We start from the raw sequence: 20,297 nt of genomic DNA on the forward strand, positions 1-20,297 counted from the left end.
TGTTATTTTTGTAAATCATCTTCAAGAGAAGCAGTTAAAGCCTTTAACCAATCCAGTGTCGGACCTAGGTCAGAGCGATAGTAACGTTCAAGTCCTTTTTGTTCAACAGAAAGTATTCCTGCATCTAACATCAACTTTAAATGATGTGAAACTGCAGGGCGTGAGATGGTTACTAGTTCAGTTAATTGATTTACAGTTAAAGGTCCTTTTTTACATAACAGTACTAATAGTTCTTGGCGTCTACCATCTTGTAAGATGTTTAAAATCGGTGTGCCTTCATTAAAAAGTTGAAGTGTTTCTTTAATCATAGTCGGCCTCTTTTCTAGCATTAATGTGATATTACTGCCTATTGTAGCACGTCTATAAGGTGTAGTGGAGGTTTGAAAATAAAAATATTTTTGAACTCTCGTTACAAAAATACATATATTCAAGATTGATATTGTAATAGTATTACAACTATGTGATAATGTAAGCGATTACACATAATTGATTGCTTAATTTGATTCTCAGTCTTACATACTAAAAAGCAGTTGATTTAAATAGAAATAAAAATTTAAAAAGAGGTGGTTGGATTGGACTTAGGGTTTTCTGTCTATTTAGGAGAAGCGTTTGACGAAACATATATCGACAAAATGTTGAATCATGGATTTCGATATATATTTACATCACTTCAAATTCCAGAAGATGACCAAGATACGTATTTGACGCGGTTAAAACAGTTAGCCGTAATAAATGGGAACCGTGCACAAATTATTGCTGATGTGAATGGACAAACACTGCGTCAACTGGGTTTGTCTTTGAGTGCACCAGAATCGATTCGTGATGTGGGCATTGATATTGTTCGTTTGGATGAAGCGGTCGATATAAATAGTTTGGCAGAGTATGTAGAAGCAAAATATTCAGTGATGTTGAATGCGAGCACAGATGCATTTCAAATTCTACGTGAGTTGAGTGATCGCGCAATTTCTCAAGAGAATATCTTAGTTGCACATAATTATTATCCTAGACCTGATACAGGCTTGGAACGTACTTTCTTTCAACATATAAACGAGCGATTAAAAGGAGCATTTCCTGAAATTCAAATCATGGCGTTTGTCCCTGGTACTCTATTAAGAGGACCTATCTATCGCGGTTTACCAACACTAGAAGACCATCGTCAGTATCATCCATTAGCCGCAGCAGTCGAGCTGGAAGAGGATTTGTGTGATATTGCTTGTGTGGGAGACAGTCAAATTGACGATTTTATGATTCATCAATTCGATACGTATTTCAGATTAAACCGTGTTGTTTTACGAACAAATTTAAGCTCAGACAGTAAATATTTAGGGACTTATCATAATCGACCAGATGTCGCACGTGATGTTGTGAGAGCCATTGAAGCACGAAAAACATTTACTGAAGAAGTATCGCCGCATAATGTAGTAGAACGTCGTAAAGGTGCTGTGACGATAGACAATGCATTATATGGTCGTTATATGAATGAACTTCAAATTGTAAGGTGTGATTTACCTAAGGATGAAGCGGTCAATGTATTAGGTTATGTCGACGCCCGTGATTTAAATTGTATAAATATGATTGGGTCGAATACCGCATTTGAATTCGTTTCAGTTGAGGAGGAAAGTCATGGACATTAATAAAATGACAACTGAGCAACGTAATGAGAAAACGATGCATCTAGATGAATTAAGCACTGAAGATTTTGTTGCTTTGATGAACCAAGAAGATCAAACCGTAGCACAAGCGATTGCGAAAGAAAATACGTCTATTGCACGTGTGATTGATATTGTTATTGAAGGATTTAAGCAAGGCGGCAGATTGATTTATATGGGTGCAGGTACGAGCGGCAGGCTAGGTGTGTTAGATGCTGCTGAGTGTGTACCGACTTTCGGTGTAACTCGAGATGATGTGATTGGTTTAATCGCAGGTGGTGCTAAAGCAATGACTGAAGCTGTAGAAGGTGCTGAAGATAGTAAAACGCTTGGCGAACAAGATTTAAAGCATCTTAAACTTAATGAAACTGATACAGTGATCGGATTAGCAGCGAGTGGCAGAACGCCTTATGTCATTGGCGGTCTAGAGTACGCGAATACGATAGGTGCGAACACAGCAGCGATTGCTTGTAATAAAAATACAGCGATTGGTGCAGTTGCGGATATTGTGATTGAAATAGAGGTGGGTCCTGAAATTCTGACAGGTTCTACACGCTTGAAGTCTGGAACAGCACAAAAGTTAGTGTTGAATATGATATCAACTGGCGCAATGGTCGGTATCGGTAAAGTTTATGAAAACTTAATGGTAGATGTTCAACCGACAAATGAAAAATTGAGAAGACGTGCGTTAAATATCATTTCAGAAGTGGCTAATACTTCAGAATCTGAGAGTAAAAAGTTATTTCATGACAGTAACGGTCATGTGAAAGCGTCAATTGTTATGGGATTACATGATATTACGTATGAAGAAGCTGTTGAACGTTTAGAAAAAGCGAATGGTTTTATCAGAAAAACATGAGGAGCTGAACAACAATGTCAAAAGAAAAAAAGATTGCCCAGGAAATATTAAATAATGTTGGCGGCAAAGCAAATTTAGAACGTGTGATTCATTGTATGACACGTGTACGTATGGATATTATTGATTACTCTAAAGTGAATCTAGAAGGACTCAAAGCAATAGACGGTGTCATGGGAGTAGTAGAAGATGAAACACTACAAGTTATTGTAGGCCCAGGGACTGTCAATAAGGTCGCACATGAAATGAGCGAAATGATTGGCACACCTTTAGGTGAAAAAATCGTTCATCATGAACCTTCGCATCAAACAGATAAAGAACATGTAGAATCAGAAGCACAACTCTTTAAAAGTCAGATGAAGGAAAAACAGAAAAAGTCTAAATGGAAAAAAGTACTGAGAGTCATCGCAAATATTTTTGTACCTTTAATTCCGGCATTTGTTGGTGCAGGATTAATCGGTGGTATAGCGGCAGTGCTGACGAACCTATTGTCTGCTGGTTATATTGAAGGTGCGATGTGGAAGCAGTTGACTTTAGTCTTTGATATTATCAAAAGTGGTTTGCTAGCATACTTAGTCATCTATGTCGGGATTAATGCAGCTAGAGAATTTGGCGCAACTCCAGGACTCGGCGGTGTGATTGGTGGTACTACCATGTTGACAGGCATGACACCTGAACAACCATTGCATAATATCTTTAACGGTGAAGCATTAGCGCCTGGACAAGGTGGGGTTATTGGTGTCATCTTTGCGGTTTGGTTACTATCAATTGTTGAAAAACGTCTGCATAAAATTATTCCGAATGCGGTGGATATTATTGTGACACCTACGATTACCTTATTAATTATGGGACTTGCGACGATATTCTTAATTATGCCGATAGCGGGTGTAATCTCAGAAGGTCTATTAGGTATTATTAACTGGGTGCTAGATATTGGCGGTGCATTTAGCGGATTTATCCTTGGTGCGACATTCTTGCCATTAGTTATGTTTGGTTTACATCAAGTTTTAACACCGATTCATATAGAAATGATCAACCAAGATCATGCAACTTTCTTATTACCGATTCTTGCGATGGCTGGTGCAGGTCAAGTCGGTGCGGCATTAGCGCTTTGGGTAAGATGCCGTAAGAACAAAAAGATTATTCGTTTATTAAAAGGTGCATTACCTGCAGGAATATTAGGTATTGGAGAACCTTTAATTTATGGTGTGACTTTACCATTAGGCCGTCCATTCATTACAGCATGTATTGGTGGAGGTATCGGCGGTATCGGACACATTGGTGCTGTTGCTATTGGACCGAGTGGTTTATCATTGATTCCTTTAATTTATGACAATATGTATTTAGGCTACATTGCAGGAATATTAGCTGCATATGCGGGAGGATTTATCGCAACATACTTCTTCGGAACAACAAAAGAAATGACTGCACCTCAAGATGTTGAAGAAGAGGTGTAAAACATATGGGAAATGAACAACTATTAATTTATATTGAAGAACAGATGGAACAACTGACTAAAAACGAACAACAAGTGGCACGATATTTGATTGAAGCACCGGAAGCGGTATTAGAAATGAGTGCACAAGCGTTAGGTAAAGAAACGCAAACAAGTTCAGCTACTGTTATCCGTTGTGTGCATAAATTAGGATTCAAAGGGCTAGTGGATTTGAAGTTAGCCATTTCGAGTTATTTACCTAATCATCAGGCTAGTGTGTATCAAGAAATGGAGCAAGATGAACCTGCTAATGAAATTAAAAGTAAACTGTTCAATCGAGCAGCGTATACTCTGAAAACAACAGAAACTTTATTAGATGATCAAACGTTAGAAACAATTGCTGAAAAATTAAGACAATGTAAGAAGTTAGTTGTGTTTGGAGTAGGCGCAAGTCATATTGTGGCAGAAGATATCTTTCAAAAATTTACAAGAGCTGGCATGAATGTTGTTCATAGTTCGGATGCACACATTATCGCTACAACGCTAGCTGGAAGTAACAATGAAGGTACTTTAATGATAGGTATCTCAAATTCAGGCCAAAACCGAGAAACATTAAAGTTAGCGCAAGTCGCGCGCCATTATCATGTTCCGGTTATCGGTATGACCAGTCGAAAAGATTCAGAACTCGCCAATGAAGCGGATGAGTGTTTGTTCCATGACGCAAGCTCAGATCGTAGTTTACGATTAGCCGCAACAAGTTCGTTAATCGCACAGCTCATCACTGTTGATACTTTGTTTTACACATATCTTGCAAAAGACTATACAAATCATATCGCACATTTAAGTCAGACAAGAGATGCAGTTGATTTATATGTTGATGGAGATTGAGGTATGATGATAGTAATGATGGAGTTAAAGGAATGAGAGAAATGTATGCTTTAGAAACAAATAATGCAATCATTCGTTATGACATGATGGGACATGGACCGATTTTGTTATGTATTCCTGGCGCTAGCGGAATCAATGATAGTTATTTGGATTTAGCACATAAGCTAGAAGATCATTTTACTGTTGTCTTACCTGATAGACGAGGTTATGGAGCAAGTGAATTGTTAACGGCTTTACCAAGTTCTATCGCAAACACCAAAGATACGTATTGTTTAACCATGGATGTTGAAGATATTAAAACATTAATACAAACGCTTAGTAATCATCCTGTTTATCTTTTTGCGACAGACACAGGTGCTGTGCCTGCATTAGAATTTGCGTGTATGTATCCAGAATTGGTTAAGACATTACTTGTTCATGAGCCTTTAAATACTTCTGTACTTCCAAACAGAGAAGATTATGTGCCGCAAACTGAACAAATCGCACGTACTACAATGATTGAAGGAGTGCCGGCTGCAATGCGTCAGTATGAACGTTTGATTAATCCTTCGCACTCAGATATGCAGGTGTTAGTAGAGAATACGATTGCTCCTTGTGCGGTTTGTTCACCGAGTACTTCACAAATACGCAGTAGTGAATCAACAAACATTTGGCTTCAATATGAACTCCGGCAATATATCAATTATCAAATTGATATAGAAACTTTGAAGGCCAAAGATGTTTCAATCAAGTTCTTACAAGGTGAACAATCGAAAGAATCGCTAGGGTATGAAGCGGCTAAATATTTTGCGCATAGCTTAAATGCAAATCTGTTTCAAGTTACAGGTGGACATTACGGTTATGCACAACAACCTAAACAATTTGCGAAAGCTGTTAAAAAGATACTGCGTTCATAATGATAGAGTTCAAGACCTTCGTTATATGAAGGTCTTTTTATTATGACCTGTGATTTTAACTTTTAGAGTGTTATAATACATTCAAATTTATTTTTGAATGAGGTGACAAAGTGATACAGACCGCTTTGACTGCAGTCATACTTTATACAGCGACTGCTTTAGATTTATTAGTGATTTTGTTGATTTATTTCGCACGTGCACAAACCAAACGTGAGTATCGTGATATTTATATTGGACAGTTTTTAGGTTCAGGTGCCTTAATTGTCATCAGTTTGTTTTTTGCGTTTGTCTTACACTATGTACCTGAGAAATGGATGTTAGGTTTATTAGGTATCATCCCTCTATATTTAGGAATCAAAGTTGCATTGTTTGATGATTGTGAAGGGGAAGCACGTGCCAAGAGAGAGTTGGATAAAAAAGGACTGTCCAAATTAGTTGGCATTGTTGCGCTTGTTACCCTAGCAAGCTGTGGAGCAGATAATATCGGTTTATTTGTACCGTACTTTGTCAGTTTGACTTTAGCGCAAGTTATTGTGACATTAATTGTATTTGTAATCATGATTTTCTTATTGGTATTCTCTGCACAAAAATTAGCAAAAGTTCCGGGTATTGGTGAAACTGTGGAGAAATATAATCGATGGATTATGGCAATTATCTATATTGGCTTAGGTTTATACATTTTGATTGAAAACAAAACTATACAAACATTGTTAAGCTTTGTTTCATAGAAAGGATGGGGGATAGGTGTCTAATGAACAATGTGACATCATGTATGTGCATGAAGATAAAGTAAAAAATGCTTCTAACTTCTTAAATGAAACACACACTATTAAGGCAATGAATACTTTAAACGCAATAGGTGATAAAAAGAAATTAACGATTTTATTTGCGTTGCTTGAAGAAGAGAAACTGTGTGTTTGCGACATTGCGAAATTGCTTCAAATGAGTATTGCCTCTACTTCTCATCATTTACGCATACTCTATAAAAAAGAAGTTATAGATTTCCGCAAAGAAGGGAAAATGGCGTATTATTTCATCAAAGATCCTCAAGTTGATAAATTGCTGCGCTTTATGCTGATAGAAGTAGAAAACGAAAATAGTTAAATATATAAATAACTGTTGTGAATCAATTTTGCAGAATGATAGCACAACAGTTATTTAAAAATATACAACGCTATTTGTTTTGTCTTTTACGATTAGTGTTATAAATGATAGAAGCAATTGCCACATAAATTAATGGACCGACAATTAAAATAATAGAAGCCATGCTTGCTTGGATATAAAATTTAAATAATAGAAAACCTAAAAAGGCAACCATTAAATACACAGGTATCATGAAAGGTTTCCAGAACATTGAGTCATTCATATTTAATGTACACACCTTTCTATTAGGGAGTATGTAGAAAAAAGAGGCGGATTTAACTCTGCCTCTTGTTTATGTTTTCAAGTTATAGCCCTAATTGCAACCAACGTTTTCGCGCAAAGAAAAGTACGACGAAGTTGATCGCAAAGAGTAAAAAGAAATAAACAATCAGTAATGTAATATCGTAAGAAGTCAGTGCTAAGGTATCTCCATTCAATGTAGCATCGACGTTAGGGTACATGACATTGCTTGCTTCAAAAGGCGAAAGGATGCCGAAGATGGTTGGATTAAGCATTACTAAGACAATAGAAATAACCCAATAGATTAGGCTGACAATAACACTGATTAAAATTTTGGAAATTAAAATACTGATTGTTCCAATGATTAAGATATACTGCAAGATTAATAAAGAAAACATGATGATTAAAAAGAAATAATGCGAGAAATTACCAAACATCAAAGAAATGGCAGTGATGCCAATACATACAAATACAAAGCATTCTAAGAAAATGACAAACATCTTTTTGTAAAAGAAGGTGAAGTCTGTATTTCCTAATAACTTATAAAATAAGATATTTTGATCTGCATACTCTTTATTGAAGTAATAAGCGATGATGAATGAAAAGAGTATGAATCCAGTTTCTACCGCAATCGTATATGTGTTGAAGAAATATTCACCATATGACAAGCTTTGACCATCATTCATAAAGGTGGTAAAGCCATAACCTAAAACGAATAGTAATAAAAAAAGCGAACCAAGAATCAGTGTTATTTTGTTAAACGCTGTTTTTCTTAACTCTAACCTCATTTTGTACACCTCAAGTTTTTAGAAACAAATGTATTCATCGACAACTGCTTCTTTAGAATCATATTCTTCAATCGTCAGGTCTTTAAATAAAAAGTACTTACCAGGTAGGTATGTTAAATCTTTTGCGCTATGTGTAATATTGATAATTACTTTTTCAGGATTATCCGAAATATAGTTATTAAAGAAAGTATAGAAGTCGTGAACTGTTGTTTCATCTAAGTCTTTTGTGATCTCATCTAAAATGATGATAGGTTTGTCTTCTGATAGAAAACTTAATAGCTTCAGCTTTTCTTGTTGTCCTTTGTTTAATTTTCGAATAGGGATGTGATCAGGAATAGTTTCAATCCCTAACAAGTCACCCAAGTAATCGATTTTGACGGTACAAATAAAATAACTCTTGAGTAATTGAATGAGAAAATCTTTAGTGATATCTCTTGGAATACATGATGCATTACTAATCAAAGTTGTGTTTTCTGTAATCTCTGGGCGCATATGACCGCTGTAATTGAGTACGAAATCTTTAGCTAATTGAGACTTGCCAACTTCATTTCTGCCAATAATATGATTGATTTCACCTTTGTGAAATACCAAGTCAGTCGGCTGTAATAGGATTTTGCTTTTGATACGCAATACATACTGCTTGATTTCCATTTAACTCGGCTCCCTCGCTAAAATTGTAAAGTTTCGAGTGATACTATTTAACAAGTTTTAACAAAATTTTTAGGAATTCTTAAATATAGCGTATCATAAATATCAAATCATTATAATTTGTCTTTTGGTAATAATTTGTGAATTTTTTGTCATGCATGAGAAAATTACAAAAAATAATTCGCTTACAAGACATACTGCTTATTTCATTTGATACTTAATTGGAGGTTAAAGCGTTTTGTATAGAAGTATTGATTTTAAGCGGTTTTAAGAGGTTCGGATGTCTGAACGCAGACATCCGTTAGGCTACCGTATGGGGTATAAGTAAATAAAAAAAGAAACCAAGATGTCATTGCATCTTGATTTCAATAGTTAGTTATTATCAGAACGTTCTTTGATTAGGGCTTTTCTCATTTGTTGTCTAGAACCATACGTACTTTCTCGTACCAGTTCTTCGTTACGCATACCTGCACCAATGGCACCCGCAATTGTTGAAAGAGAAGCTGCGAACCATGCGATAGACAGATAAAGAGTAAATGTGGCAGGATGTCCGAGTTCTAAAGTCTTTCCTAAGAAAGGCGCTGGTAATAATACAGAAGCCGCAATCAAATATATTGTAAAGAGTGTTACATAATAAATAATGACTGACGTTGTCAGTGTGGTCAGAGTTGTTAAATTATACAACCGCGTAATACGTTTATTAATACTGAAGCGTTCACTTTCCCATAAGTTATGCGCTAAGATAATCCATAAAATCATACCGAAAATCGCAAAGAGGGACATGACTGTTAATCTCCATGTGGTAAAGGTATTACTTAAAGACCACATGGTGGAGAAGATTAAACCGGATGCGCCGGTTGTAAATGCGATTGCGATTACACTATTCATACTTTGCATTAATCTTAATGGGTTATTCGCAAAGGTCATTCCACTGAGTAAACGGAAGTAACCAGATGTTTTAGATGCGACAATATAACGGATATGCATTGTATGTGTATCATCAGTGTAAGTACGGATTTTTCTTAGTTTTGAGAAAGGAAATATTTCTCGATAGGTTGCTTGATGATTTTCATCTTCATTGTTTTGATTTGGGTTGTCACTGAAAAATAGATTGATTTCATGAATAATCGTCAGCACTGTTCTTTCTAGACGTTTGGTAACAGGACGCCAACCATAAGCGGGAATTGAAATAATACTTGCTCCATTTTCTTCGTTGATATCAACAGCGATGACTGACTCATTATCATGAAGTAATGGTAAGTCAGTTAAACTGATAATATAGTTCCAGTTATAACGATCTAAGTAGTCTTCAGTTTTTTGATAGGCTTGGTCTGCATCTTCTGCAGATCCTGTTAACGCATCAACAATGACTTCAATTTTCCATTCGTATTGAGATGAAATGTAGTCATTTAATAAACCGGGTAATGTGTCTACTAATTTATGCGAAAGTTTATTCGCAATACCAGGTGAAGCGATAATGCCTACGACAAGTTGTTCCATATATTTACAGCCTCCTTTCTTTAATTGTTTTGATTGTTATCATTATTATCTTTTTGGTGTGATTCTGATGAATAGTAATTAGAAGCTTCCCATTCTTTTGCTTCTTCATAGCGTGCACGTTGACGATAAGAGTAAGTCATAGCACGAATTTTCTTTTCGTTTTCGACAGATGCGCCTAAAGCACCTGCTAAGAAACCAAGTGATGTCACAAACCATACAAGGTACAAGAACTGTCCGAGGGTACGCTGACCTTCATTAATCGTCTGCATGTTATATAAATCATTCGGCACGAATAAAGCGACACTGATTGTAAGCAGTAAGAATAAGATGAGATAGCTGAATACAATAATAATCAATAGAGTTAAGACAGTTGTTACATTGTAAACTGTTCGATAAGTTTTAGTTGTTAACGAAGTTTCATGTTCCCATAACGAGTGTGCATACATAATCCAAAGGGTCATTCCGCCAATGGCTAGTGTCGTCATAAAGATAAATCTTAAGTTAGTATATTCAATACTTAATTGCCATGGGGTAGAGAAAATGGTTAAGTATGTAGCTGTCGCAAAGGAAATAGAAATAATCTTTTTGAAGTTTGGAATTTCTTTAAGTGGTTGATTGGCTCTGGTCATTCCAGCTAATAATAAAATCCAACTTATAATAAGTGGGTTTAAAATAAACTTGGTTGTTGTTTTGGAGTGTGAGGTATCATCTCCGGCTTCTTGATCATCTTTCGTTTCCATATCATTCTCTTGTTTATCATCGAATATATTTCTAATGGGCTTTACACGTGTAAATAATGAAAGATTTAATTTTTTCGTTTGATAATCCTCATTCGATTGATGTAAATATATAATTTCCGCAAAATAAAGCAGACATTGTTTCAATTTACGTTTCACACCAAATAAACCTAAAGCCGGAATTGAGATTAATCCAGTAGCCATAGGTTCATCTAAATTACCTACTATTACTTTACGTTGTTCGACAATGGGTAAGTCTGTCACAACAATCGCATAGTCCCATTTATGATGGGTTTTAAGAGATTGAGCTGCGTCTAAACTTTTGTTGACGTCTTCCGCAGAACCAATTAATGGGTCAGAAACACATTCGAAAGTCCATTTGATATCTTCTTTTAATTTACTATTTAGTGAAGTAGGCATTTGTTCAGCTAGTGTCTCTGATAAATCCATAGGAAACCCTGGAGCAGCAATGATTCCTACTTTAATCTCACTCATAAATTGCCTCCTTTCTCTCTACAAAGTTATGAACAAAATTAATTTTGAATTCATTTATAATTACATAATTAATAAGTTCCCGCAATGACAAGAAACAAAACTTATTAAAAAGACGAATTTGATAAGGATTACATAGTGGAAAAGTAGCTTCTAATGTATAATATATATAAAGAATAAAGTATCGGGAGGTATACATCATGAAACGACATCATTTATTGCTTGGACTGCTTTGTTCAACTCTACTTTTAGCAAGTTGTGGCCATAGAGAAAACAACGAAAAACAAGCAGACCAAAAACAAGAAGAAACAACAGACACTCAATCACAAGACCAATCACCTAAAGAGAAAAAACAAACACATACGACGTACCACACTAAACAAGATATAAAAATAGAAGTGCATGAAGCGGAGAAAAAAGACAAAGCACATGCTGACACTGATACAAATAAGAATGCACAAACTAAACAAACACAACAAGAAACTGATAAAACAACACAAGCCACTGAAAAAGATGCTCAATCCTCAGATTCATCAAAGAAAAATGAAGAACCAAATTTAGAAAGAGATGGCGGTAAAGTCAAAGGGCCTGAGGCTCTTGCACCTGGTCCTGAAGCAGATATGGATAGAAAACATATCGCGATGATGTTGTTAGACCCTAAATTAAACAAAACTTACGTTAATGCTAAAGATTTAAAACAAAAAACTTATAAAACAGATGACGGTCAACAAGTGCGCATTCCAAACTATGTACTTTTCCAATCTCTAGAAGTACCGCAAGTTGAAAATGGTCCTGAAGGCATGCAGTATTATTTTGTAACACATACAAAAGATCCTGACAAGAAAACAGTAATCGGTGTATCTGATAATGAAATCGTTATTGGTAAATCAACAATCAGTTCTGAAGATGCAGTATCTCAAAAAGTAAAATTAGATTATAATCAATTCATTCAAGAAGAAGAGACACAAGTCTTTAAAGTGAAAGAACTTGAACAGTTGAAACTCGATTCAAATGAAATCAATGCGCTAACACGACATATCTATCAAGCAACACCGCACACATTACAGTTTGTCCCTGAGAATTGAGGCGTAAAAGATGAAACAACTTAGAATGATACTCACAATGATCTTGAGTCTACTTTTATTAGCCGCATGTGGAACACAATCACAAGAAGATAAACAAACTTCTAAGTCATCAGAACAGAAAACAGAGACAAAAGAAACAAACGCTAAACAAGACAAAGTAACATCAGAAACAAAAAATAATAATCAAACCAATACTTCAAAAGAAAGTACAGAGAATCAAAAAGAAGAACCGCAAACACAAAAAGGACCTTTAACAGAACAAGAGATTAAACACAATGTAGCATTGATGATATTGAATCCGAATTTTGATCAAAAATATATCACAGGGCAAGAAGTGTTAGAAGGTAAATATTCGGCTATAGTTCAAGATCAAATACACCACTTCAAAGTAAATGAAGTACGTTTATTACAAGGGAGATTTGAACCTACTGTGATTCAAGCACCTGAAGGCATGAAGTTTTATACATTTGATCCGCAATCGGGTCCATATGCAGTTTATATTGGTGTGTCTCGTGATAAAGTTGCGGTTTGGCGTTCACAAGCAGCCTATGAAAATTATCCTGAAAAATTATCTGATGGCAGTATTACTGAATATAATATTTCTGATTTAAAGAAAATGAACATATCATCAGCACAAATACAAGCAGTCGCAAATAAAATCGTAATTGGGAATAATGAAAATCAAAAACCTATTCGATTGGACTAATAGTAAGAAGTGAGCTTTGGCTCGCTTCTTTTTAATGGAAATAATTAATAAAAGTTTAAAAGAATGATACAGTGAAGTTAAGAGAGATAAGAACTGTGACAATTAATGGTAAAGGATTTTAAAACGTCTATCAGATTTGGAGGTCTAATTATGAGCCGTTTTTGTTATGCGATAAGAATAGGGTTAATCGCATTTTTAGTCTATTGTACAATGCAATACATAATTCCAATGCCAAATGAAAAGTTATATATCCTCATTTATTCAGCCGTATTAGGCATATTAGTCATTTTATTTTCATATTTCTTAGTAGGGAAACCTCCAAAAGTAATGAAGCATTCTAAGAAGGATAAAGAATTTTAGCGCGATTTGTGATATTAAAAATTAATACAAGTTAAAGGAAGTGAGCTTTGGCTCGCTTCTTTTTTATGCTTTTTAACAAATAAACGATTTTAAATTTTTTGAAAAAATGAGACTTCGTTACTTTAATGTTACTTAAATATGAATTATAATGATTAAGTATCATTAATTTAATGTGGCAATATTTTGTTAATTAGAAAGGAGTGGGCTTTTCATGGAATGTGTGTTGCCGATTAAAGATAAATCAGATATTGAAGCTATGTATGAAACGTTACGTGAACATAACCAGCGTGATTATTTGTTGTTTCGTTTAGCGATACATACAGGTTTAAGAATTAGTACGTTAATTCATCTAAAAGGACTAGATGTTTTAACACAAGATGAGCATTGTCAGGCTGTGATTAATGTTTGGCGACAACCTGGGATATCTGAAATTAATGTGCCATTGCCTCAATCGTTATGTGAGGAATTGTATGAATTTATGAAAGATAAAGGAATTGGTCATGACGATTATCTATTTCGTTCTATGAAAACAAAGCGTCCGCTCTCTCGCCAACAAGCGTATCGTATTATTCATGATGCTGCTGTTCAAAATGGACTCTCTCAAATCGGTCTTCAATCTTTACGAAAAACTTTTGCTTATCATGCGTACCAATCGGGTACACCGCTTACAGTGATACAAAAATACCTCGGTCATCAGACTTTATCTGAGACCCTCAAATTTATAGATGTTCCGCAACAAAACCGCACGATTACGATTCAATTAGATCTTTAATTTTTATTTTTAGATATGACTTTAACTCAACTATAGAAAGGAGTCTCACTTCTTATGAGCCTTATTTGGCTGTTTGTCTTTATTATTGTTGTGATGTTGTTCGTACTCATGACAAACCTGCCGAATCGTTCTGCACGACCAGCGTCAGCATCAGAACAAGCACAACAAGAAATTACGCATAACACAGGTCGGTACAGAACAACTATAAGCAGACAAGCTGGATGGATAGCGTTAAGTGCGCCCGTTATTAGCGCAATTTATTTTATAACCATGATTCCACGCATCGCCGCCAATCAACTGGTTATGGTTTCATTGCCGTGGATGCCGTCAATCGATGTAAATTTTGCGTTCAGATTAGATGGCTTGTCTTTAATCTTTGCCTTGTTAATCACTTTAATTGGTACAGGTGTTGTATTATATGCGAATGCATACCTATCAAAAGCACATGATGATTTGCCAAGGTTCTACGTGTATTTATTAATGTTCATGTTTGCGATGTTAGGCGTTGTGCTAGCAAATAATACCATACTGCTGTACGTATTTTGGGAGTTGACGAGTATTGCGTCTTTCTTATTAATTGCTTATTGGTATAACCGACCAACAAGTCAGGCAGGCGCAATGAAATCATTCTTAATCACTGTCTTTGGCGGTATGTTTATGATGGTCGGGTTTGTGATTTTATTTAATATTACCGGTACAAATACTATATCTGAATTAGTGCAAATTCCCGTTCGCCAAACGATGTATGAATCTCCTTGGTTCCCACTTGCGGTTGTCTTTATTTTATTAGGTGCCTTTACGAAATCGGCACAATTTCCATTTCATATCTGGTTGCCAGATGCGATGGAAGCACCGACACCTGTCAGTGCTTACCTGCACTCTGCGACAATGGTTAAAGCCGGATTATACTTACTATTTCGTTTTACACCGATATTAGGTTATGAGCCATGGGTAGCTTATATTGTTATCACAATTGGTATTATCACTTTAATGGTCGGTTCCTTTGTGGCAGTTGGACAACGTGATTTAAAAGGATTGCTTGCTTATTCCACAATCAGTCAACTCGGCATGATTATGTCGATGGTCGGCTTTGGATTTTTAGCATATAGTCACCAAGCACAAGGGTTCCAAGCCTTTTATGTTGCGAGTTTATTTGCGGGACTGTTTCATTTAATCAACCATGCGCTCTTTAAGAGTGTGCTCTTTATGGGTGTTGGTATTGTAGATCATGAAACAGGCACACGTGATTTATCGCGTTTAGGCGGTTTACGTAAACTCTTGCCAGTCACAACTGTGATGATGACCATCAGCGCAATGGCGATGGCAGGTCTCCCGTTATTTAATGGTTTCTTATCAAAGGAAATGTTCTTTGCGACATTGGTCAGCGCGAAAAAACTTACGATGTATGACCAAGTCTTTGTTTCTGTGATATTGATTGTTGGTGTGGTTGCCAGTCTCTTTACGTTCATTTACAGCTTACGTTTAGTCAAAGATACTTTCTTTGGCCCGTTACACAAAGAGGGCTTACCGCAAGTACCTGAACATGAGCCAGTAGGACTGTATATTGCGCCGGCAGTGATTACACTCGGTATGCCATTATTCTTTATTATCCCGAACGTCTTAGGGCGATATTTAATCGGTCCTGCCTTACGTGATATCGGACATTCAGATAAAGTGGCACCATTTATTCCGCACATTGCCGCATGGCACGGTTTAAGCCCTGAGTTATGGATTACCTTAACGATTTATGTCGTGGGTATTTTACTCTTATGGCGTTCACGTTGGATGAATGTTTACAACAAGTTACCAGAGTTTCTATCCATCAACAGTATCTATCGCGGTATGTTAAGCGGAAGTGAGCGTTTTAGTAGAAGCGGGATGCAGTTGATGATGAATAACCGATTAAATCAATACTTACATGTGATTTATTTCTTATTCTTCGGTATGTTGGCTTATGGTTTTATTCGCGTCGGTTGGATACCTGTTGAAGGTTTCAAAGTGAAGCCGATTACGTGGTTTGAAATTTTAGTCACTGCCAATATTGCTTTCTTATCTGTTGCATTAGTGTTCTTACGTGAACGTATGGCGATGATTATTATTAACGGTGTTATCGGTTATACGATTGCGATTGTCTTTGTCTTAATGAGAGCGCCAGACTTGGCGATGACACAGTTAGTGATTGAAACAATTACGACTATCTTATTCTTATTAGTCTTTTACCATTTACCAAACGTACGACGAGATAAAGTACATGTCGGGAAAGAAGCGGTCAAGCTATCTATTGCTTTATTAATGTCGCTCTTTGTCGTGACGTTTGTGATTATTGCACAACAAGAACAAGCGTTTAATAAGATTTCAAGTTTCTATGAACATAGTGATAAATTGGCAGGTTCTAAAAATATTGTCAACGCAATTCTCGGAGACTTCAGAGCACTAGATACCATGTTAGAAGGCATTGTCATTATGATAGTGGGTCTCGGTATCTATTCCTTAATTAAATTCAAAATCAGAAAGGGTGATTCAGATGCACGAAAATGACATTGTATTAGAAACGATTTCTAAAGTAGCAGTTTTCATTATTTTGACCTTCGGTTCTTATATTTTCTTAGCGGGTCATGATAATCCAGGTGGCGGCTTTATCGGCGGTTTAGTTTTCAGTTCAGCGTTTATCCTGATGTTTCTAGCCTTTGATGTGGAAAAGGTCATTCGTTCACTGCCGCTTGATTTCAGAGCAGTAACGATTACAGGTTCTTTATTATCCATTGCTACCGCAATCGTGCCAATGTTTTTTGGACACCCTTTATTGTCACATGAGGATGTTTACGTCACATTGCCTTACTTAGAGAAAGTGCATCTTTCAAGTGTGACATTGTTTGAATTCGGTATTTTATTAACAGTCGTCGGTTCAGTGACGACAATTATGCTTGCGATAAGTGGTGATAAAAGTTGAACGTCATACTTATTATAATTATTGGTATTTTAACTTTTGCAGGCACATATATGATTTTATCGAAAAACTTAATTCGTATTGTTTTAGGTACTGCTATTTATACACATGTCGCAAACTTAGTCATTTTAGCGATGAGCGGCTTTGATGGTACAAAAGTACCGATTATTAACGATGAAGGCAGTAATTATGTAGATCCCTTACCACAAGCGTTGATTTTAACCGCAATTGTCATCGGATTTGCGGTTTCCGCATTCTTACTTGTCTTAGTCTATCGTACTTATAAAGTGACACGGGTAAACCGAATTGAAGCGTTACGCGGTGAGGATGATGATGTCGATGAATAATATGATGTTAATCCCACTGTTGTTGCCTTTAGTCACAGGATTAATTTTATTCTTCTTTAAAGAACGTTTAATGGTTACGAGACGTATCGCGATTACGATTCAAATCATCAACACAGCAGTTTCAGCTTATTTATTAGCGTATGTCTATCAACATCAACCGCTAGTAATAAATTTTGGTGATTGGCAGCCGCCATTCGGCATTCAATTTGTCGGCGATACTTTAAGTATTTTCTTTGTCACAATTGCCAACTTAGTGGTTACTTGTGTTATTTATTTTGGTTTTGGTAAGCGTGAACATCTTGCGAACCGTTATTTCTTACCATCTTTTATTTTATTTATGCTGACAGGTGTCAACGGCAGTTTCTTAACTGCTGATATTTTCAACTTGTACGTGATGTTTGAAATTATGTTGATTGCGTCGTTCGTCTTATTAACACTTGGACAAACACTAGAACAATTACGTGCGAGTGTCATTTATGTCGTGATGAACGTTGTCAGTTCTTGGTTCTTCCTTATCGGTGTCGCTTATTTATATGGCACACTCGGCACATTGAACTTCGGTCATTTAGCGATGCGGATAAGTGAAAGTGACCAACCGCCGATAATGACAATGATTGCGATTATTATGATCTTCGTGTTCGGCGGTAAAGCAGCTTTAGTCATGTTTATGTGGCTGCCTAAAGCCTATGCCGCATTGAATACTGAATTAGCTGCGTTATTTGCGGGATTGATGACAAAGGTCGGTGTGTATGCGTTAATCCGTGTCATGGTGTTGTTATTTGATCAACAGCCTGATATTACACATCAACTCATGTACTATATGGCAATCATTACGATGATTATTGGTGCTATCGGTGTACTGGGTTATGAAGATGTGAAGAAAATAGCTGCTTATCAAGTTATCTTGTCTATCGGCTTCTCAGTCATGGGTATCAGTACCTTGAATCAAGCAGGTGTGACAGGTGCGATTTTCTATGCCGGTCATGACATGATTATTAAGACCTTATTATTCTTAGTCATGGGTGTCTTTGTTGTCTTAACAGGTTGCCGAAGTTATAAACAAATGGGCGGTTTGATTCATACGCATCCGTCATTAGGTATTATTTTATTTATTGTCACATTATCTATTGGCGGCGTACCGCCATTCAGTGGATTTCCTGGGAAATTACTGATTATACAAGGTGCACTCGCTGAAGGGTATGTGGTCGGTGTCGCACTGATGATTATCACCAGCTTGATTGCGATGTATAGTTTATTGAAAGTCTTTTTCTATATGTATTTCGGTAGAGAAGAGATGCCTGTAGTCCAACGACAACCAATCTTGCCGCATAAGTTGATTGCGATGATTTTATTAACAGTTGCGACTATCCTGATGGGGCTTTGTGCCGAATGGATTTTAGATGTCGCACATCATGCGGCTGAATTTAATATAAACCCTAGTGACTATATCAAATCAGTTATCCCAAATGTGGAGGTGGAATAATGTTAGCCCAACTAACCCTGAATATTTTAATTGCTGTACTATGGACGCTCTTTCAAGACGAAGATAAATTCCACTTGTCTACATTTATTGCGGGATATCTGATTGGTATTGCGATTGTATATTTAATCCATCGATTCTTCTTTAAACGTGTCTTCTACTTAAAGAAAGTCTGGATTATTTCTAAATTCATTTTGATTTATAATATGCAGCTGTTGATATCGAGTTTATCAACCATCAACTATATCTTATTTAAATCACATGACATGAACCCAGGTTTATTAATTTATGAAACGTCATTGAAAAGAGACTGGGCGATTACTTTACTGACCTTGTTAATTATGTTGACACCAGGCTCGCTCGTACTCAGGGTATCACCTGATGGCAGTCGTTTTTTTATTCATGCAATCGATGTTTCTGAAAAAGACAAAGCAGTTTTAACCAAGCAGATTAAGAAATATGAACGTTTGATATGGGAGGTGCTCAAATGATTGAAATGGTCATAGATTGGATGATACGTAGTGCTTTAGTCATTTACGGTATTGCGGTGATTATCGCTTTGATACGTGTGATTAAAGGACCGACAACACCTAATAGGGTGGTCGCATTTGATAGTATTGGTGCGATGATTATCTCTATTGTAGGCTTACTCAGTATCGTCTTAAACACCTTAACTTTCTTAGATGCGAGCTTAATTATCGCTATCCTCGCATTCTTGAGTACCATTGGTATCTCACGCTTCGTAGAAGGAGGACGAATCTTTGATAATAAACGAAATCGTTAGTTTATTCGCAGCTGTCCTTATCTTGTTGGGATCTATTGTCGCTCTCATTAGTGCCATCGGTATTTTAAAGTTTGATGATATCTTCTTGCGTGCACACGCCGCAACGAAAAGTTCAACCTTATCTGTGTTGTTTTCATTAATTGGTGTATTTATTTATTTTTGGTTTACACGTGATTATTTCAGTGTCAGAACGCTATTAACGATCTTATTCTTATACATGACGTCACCAGTCGCTGGGCAAATGATTGTACGTACGGCTTATAACGTTGGTTCGTATATGTATATGAAAGACAACACCCAAAAAGGGGCTTCTTTGAATATTGCTTATAATAAAAGAGAAGCTAAGAAAAGCAGAAAGTTACGGGCTGAACGCAGACGAAAAGCAACTGAAGCGTTCACAAAAGGTGAGCATCAGCCGACAATTCGTTATAAAAAGAAAGATGACTAATCTAATACGCACGCTATAGTGAATTTCTAAACTATGGCGTGCGTATTTTTAGTTCAGCCAACCTCAATACTGTTTTGTCGTAGAGTTCCAAAATAG

Annotated in this window: 23 protein-coding genes; 17 read left to right on the forward strand and 6 right to left on the reverse strand. The window is 36.3% G+C overall.

The window, feature by feature from the left end:
* Positions 1–2 precede the first annotated feature (2 nt).
* Positions 3–308, reverse strand: a complete 306-nt coding sequence (locus CD112_RS01635) for an ArsR/SmtB family transcription factor (RefSeq protein ID WP_002479982.1) — start codon at positions 306–308, stop codon at positions 3–5.
* A 255-nt stretch (positions 309–563) separates the two neighbouring features.
* Here CD112_RS01635 and CD112_RS01640 point away from each other — a divergent pair, with 255 nt between their 5' ends.
* From CD112_RS01640 to CD112_RS01670, 7 genes are all read left to right on the forward strand, one after another.
* Positions 564–1,634 (forward strand): MupG family TIM beta-alpha barrel fold protein, encoded by a 1,071-nt coding sequence (locus CD112_RS01640; protein WP_231911526.1) that lies wholly within the window; start codon positions 564–566, stop codon positions 1,632–1,634.
* A complete protein-coding gene (gene murQ, locus CD112_RS01645; protein ID WP_103363734.1) occupies positions 1,624–2,508 on the forward strand; it encodes an N-acetylmuramic acid 6-phosphate etherase in 885 nt (294 codons plus the stop codon). Before CD112_RS01640 ends, murQ begins: the two co-directional genes overlap by 11 nt.
* Positions 2,509–2,522: 14 nt before the next feature.
* Positions 2,523–3,962, forward strand: a complete 1,440-nt coding sequence (locus tag CD112_RS01650; protein WP_103363735.1) for a PTS transporter subunit EIIC — start codon at positions 2,523–2,525, stop codon at positions 3,960–3,962.
* Positions 3,963–3,967: 5 nt separating this feature from the next.
* A complete protein-coding gene (locus tag CD112_RS01655) occupies positions 3,968–4,828 on the forward strand; it encodes a MurR/RpiR family transcriptional regulator (RefSeq protein ID WP_023015584.1) in 861 nt (286 codons plus the stop codon).
* Between the two features lie 32 nt (positions 4,829–4,860).
* Complete coding sequence (locus CD112_RS01660) at positions 4,861–5,724, forward strand: alpha/beta fold hydrolase (protein WP_103363736.1); 864 nt, start codon at positions 4,861–4,863, stop codon at positions 5,722–5,724.
* Positions 5,725–5,834: 110 nt separating this feature from the next.
* Positions 5,835–6,452: a CadD family cadmium resistance transporter gene (locus tag CD112_RS01665; protein WP_002479976.1), complete on the forward strand. Its 618-nt coding sequence runs from the start codon at positions 5,835–5,837 to the stop codon at positions 6,450–6,452.
* Positions 6,453–6,492: 40 nt separating this feature from the next.
* Positions 6,493–6,828 (forward strand): ArsR/SmtB family transcription factor, encoded by a 336-nt coding sequence (locus tag CD112_RS01670; RefSeq protein ID WP_373364848.1) that lies wholly within the window; start codon positions 6,493–6,495, stop codon positions 6,826–6,828.
* Between the two features lie 70 nt (positions 6,829–6,898).
* On the opposite strand, the gene CD112_RS01675 is transcribed toward CD112_RS01670, so the two are convergent.
* From CD112_RS01675 to CD112_RS01695, 5 genes are all read right to left on the reverse strand, one after another.
* Positions 6,899–7,090: a hypothetical protein gene (locus tag CD112_RS01675; protein ID WP_103363738.1), complete on the reverse strand. Its 192-nt coding sequence runs from the start codon at positions 7,088–7,090 to the stop codon at positions 6,899–6,901.
* Between the two features lie 82 nt (positions 7,091–7,172).
* Complete coding sequence (yydJ, locus tag CD112_RS01680) at positions 7,173–7,895, reverse strand: YydJ family epipeptide exporter permease subunit (protein ID WP_103363739.1); 723 nt, start codon at positions 7,893–7,895, stop codon at positions 7,173–7,175.
* A gap of 18 nt (positions 7,896–7,913) precedes the next feature.
* On the reverse strand, positions 7,914–8,546 hold the full coding sequence (gene yydI / locus CD112_RS01685; protein ID WP_103363740.1) for a YydI family epipeptide exporter ATP-binding subunit: 633 nt from the start codon (positions 8,544–8,546) through the stop codon (positions 7,914–7,916).
* A gap of 369 nt (positions 8,547–8,915) precedes the next feature.
* Positions 8,916–10,043 carry a hypothetical protein gene (locus CD112_RS01690; protein WP_060804432.1) on the reverse strand — a complete coding sequence of 376 codons (1,128 nt, stop codon included), beginning with the start codon at positions 10,041–10,043 and terminating at the stop codon, positions 8,916–8,918.
* 20 nt (positions 10,044–10,063) lie between these two features.
* Positions 10,064–11,275 (reverse strand): hypothetical protein, encoded by a 1,212-nt coding sequence (locus CD112_RS01695; protein ID WP_103363741.1) that lies wholly within the window; start codon positions 11,273–11,275, stop codon positions 10,064–10,066.
* A gap of 197 nt (positions 11,276–11,472) precedes the next feature.
* On the opposite strand from CD112_RS01695, the gene CD112_RS01700 reads away from it, so the two are divergent.
* From CD112_RS01700 to CD112_RS01750, 10 genes are all read left to right on the forward strand, one after another.
* Positions 11,473–12,357 (forward strand): hypothetical protein, encoded by an 885-nt coding sequence (locus CD112_RS01700; protein WP_103363742.1) that lies wholly within the window; start codon positions 11,473–11,475, stop codon positions 12,355–12,357.
* 10 nt (positions 12,358–12,367) lie between these two features.
* Entirely contained in the window at positions 12,368–13,063 is a 696-nt protein-coding gene (locus CD112_RS01705; RefSeq protein WP_103363743.1) for a hypothetical protein, read from the forward strand.
* A gap of 571 nt (positions 13,064–13,634) precedes the next feature.
* On the forward strand, positions 13,635–14,195 hold the full coding sequence (locus tag CD112_RS01715; RefSeq protein WP_103363745.1) for a tyrosine-type recombinase/integrase: 561 nt from the start codon (positions 13,635–13,637) through the stop codon (positions 14,193–14,195).
* A 54-nt stretch (positions 14,196–14,249) separates the two neighbouring features.
* Positions 14,250–16,733 (forward strand): DUF4040 family protein, encoded by a 2,484-nt coding sequence (locus tag CD112_RS01720; RefSeq protein ID WP_103363746.1) that lies wholly within the window; start codon positions 14,250–14,252, stop codon positions 16,731–16,733.
* Complete coding sequence (locus CD112_RS01725) at positions 16,720–17,145, forward strand: monovalent cation/H+ antiporter subunit B (RefSeq protein ID WP_002479965.1); 426 nt, start codon at positions 16,720–16,722, stop codon at positions 17,143–17,145. The genes CD112_RS01720 and CD112_RS01725 overlap by 14 nt, the downstream gene beginning before the upstream one ends.
* A complete protein-coding gene (locus tag CD112_RS01730; protein ID WP_023015572.1) occupies positions 17,142–17,489 on the forward strand; it encodes a Na(+)/H(+) antiporter subunit C in 348 nt (115 codons plus the stop codon). Before CD112_RS01725 ends, CD112_RS01730 begins: the two co-directional genes overlap by 4 nt.
* A complete protein-coding gene (locus CD112_RS01735) occupies positions 17,476–18,972 on the forward strand; it encodes a Na+/H+ antiporter subunit D (RefSeq protein WP_373364846.1) in 1,497 nt (498 codons plus the stop codon). Before CD112_RS01730 ends, CD112_RS01735 begins: the two co-directional genes overlap by 14 nt.
* Complete coding sequence (locus tag CD112_RS01740; RefSeq protein ID WP_002479962.1) at positions 18,972–19,460, forward strand: Na+/H+ antiporter subunit E; 489 nt, start codon at positions 18,972–18,974, stop codon at positions 19,458–19,460. The genes CD112_RS01735 and CD112_RS01740 overlap by 1 nt, the downstream gene beginning before the upstream one ends.
* Complete coding sequence (locus CD112_RS01745) at positions 19,457–19,753, forward strand: Na(+)/H(+) antiporter subunit F1 (protein WP_023015570.1); 297 nt, start codon at positions 19,457–19,459, stop codon at positions 19,751–19,753. Before CD112_RS01740 ends, CD112_RS01745 begins: the two co-directional genes overlap by 4 nt.
* Positions 19,731–20,201 carry a Na+/H+ antiporter subunit G gene (locus CD112_RS01750; RefSeq protein WP_103363748.1) on the forward strand — a complete coding sequence of 157 codons (471 nt, stop codon included), beginning with the start codon at positions 19,731–19,733 and terminating at the stop codon, positions 20,199–20,201. The genes CD112_RS01745 and CD112_RS01750 overlap by 23 nt, the downstream gene beginning before the upstream one ends.
* The last annotated feature ends 96 nt before the right edge of the window (positions 20,202–20,297 follow it).

The organism is Staphylococcus simulans, from assembly GCF_002902285.1.
Lineage (GTDB): Bacteria > Bacillota > Bacilli > Staphylococcales > Staphylococcaceae > Staphylococcus > Staphylococcus simulans.

Coding starts and splice junctions, on each gene's coding strand:
- CD112_RS01635 (WP_002479982.1), bottom strand. CDS start 308: ATGATTAAAGAAACACTTCAACTTTTTAATGAAGGCACACCGATTTTA.
- murQ (WP_103363734.1), top strand. CDS start 1,624: ATGGACATTAATAAAATGACAACTGAGCAACGTAATGAGAAAACGATG.
- CD112_RS01650 (WP_103363735.1), top strand. CDS start 2,523: ATGTCAAAAGAAAAAAAGATTGCCCAGGAAATATTAAATAATGTTGGC.
- CD112_RS01655 (WP_023015584.1), top strand. CDS start 3,968: ATGGGAAATGAACAACTATTAATTTATATTGAAGAACAGATGGAACAA.
- CD112_RS01660 (WP_103363736.1), top strand. CDS start 4,861: ATGAGAGAAATGTATGCTTTAGAAACAAATAATGCAATCATTCGTTAT.
- CD112_RS01670 (WP_373364848.1), top strand. CDS start 6,493: ATGTATGTGCATGAAGATAAAGTAAAAAATGCTTCTAACTTCTTAAAT.
- CD112_RS01675 (WP_103363738.1), bottom strand. CDS start 7,090: ATGAATGACTCAATGTTCTGGAAACCTTTCATGATACCTGTGTATTTA.
- yydJ (WP_103363739.1), bottom strand. CDS start 7,895: ATGAGGTTAGAGTTAAGAAAAACAGCGTTTAACAAAATAACACTGATT.
- yydI (WP_103363740.1), bottom strand. CDS start 8,546: ATGGAAATCAAGCAGTATGTATTGCGTATCAAAAGCAAAATCCTATTA.
- CD112_RS01690 (WP_060804432.1), bottom strand. CDS start 10,043: ATGGAACAACTTGTCGTAGGCATTATCGCTTCACCTGGTATTGCGAAT.
- CD112_RS01695 (WP_103363741.1), bottom strand. CDS start 11,275: ATGAGTGAGATTAAAGTAGGAATCATTGCTGCTCCAGGGTTTCCTATG.
- CD112_RS01700 (WP_103363742.1), top strand. CDS start 11,473: ATGAAACGACATCATTTATTGCTTGGACTGCTTTGTTCAACTCTACTT.
- CD112_RS01705 (WP_103363743.1), top strand. CDS start 12,368: ATGAAACAACTTAGAATGATACTCACAATGATCTTGAGTCTACTTTTA.
- CD112_RS01715 (WP_103363745.1), top strand. CDS start 13,635: ATGGAATGTGTGTTGCCGATTAAAGATAAATCAGATATTGAAGCTATG.
- CD112_RS01720 (WP_103363746.1), top strand. CDS start 14,250: ATGAGCCTTATTTGGCTGTTTGTCTTTATTATTGTTGTGATGTTGTTC.
- CD112_RS01725 (WP_002479965.1), top strand. CDS start 16,720: ATGCACGAAAATGACATTGTATTAGAAACGATTTCTAAAGTAGCAGTT.
- CD112_RS01735 (WP_373364846.1), top strand. CDS start 17,476: ATGTCGATGAATAATATGATGTTAATCCCACTGTTGTTGCCTTTAGTC.
- CD112_RS01740 (WP_002479962.1), top strand. CDS start 18,972: ATGTTAGCCCAACTAACCCTGAATATTTTAATTGCTGTACTATGGACG.
- CD112_RS01745 (WP_023015570.1), top strand. CDS start 19,457: ATGATTGAAATGGTCATAGATTGGATGATACGTAGTGCTTTAGTCATT.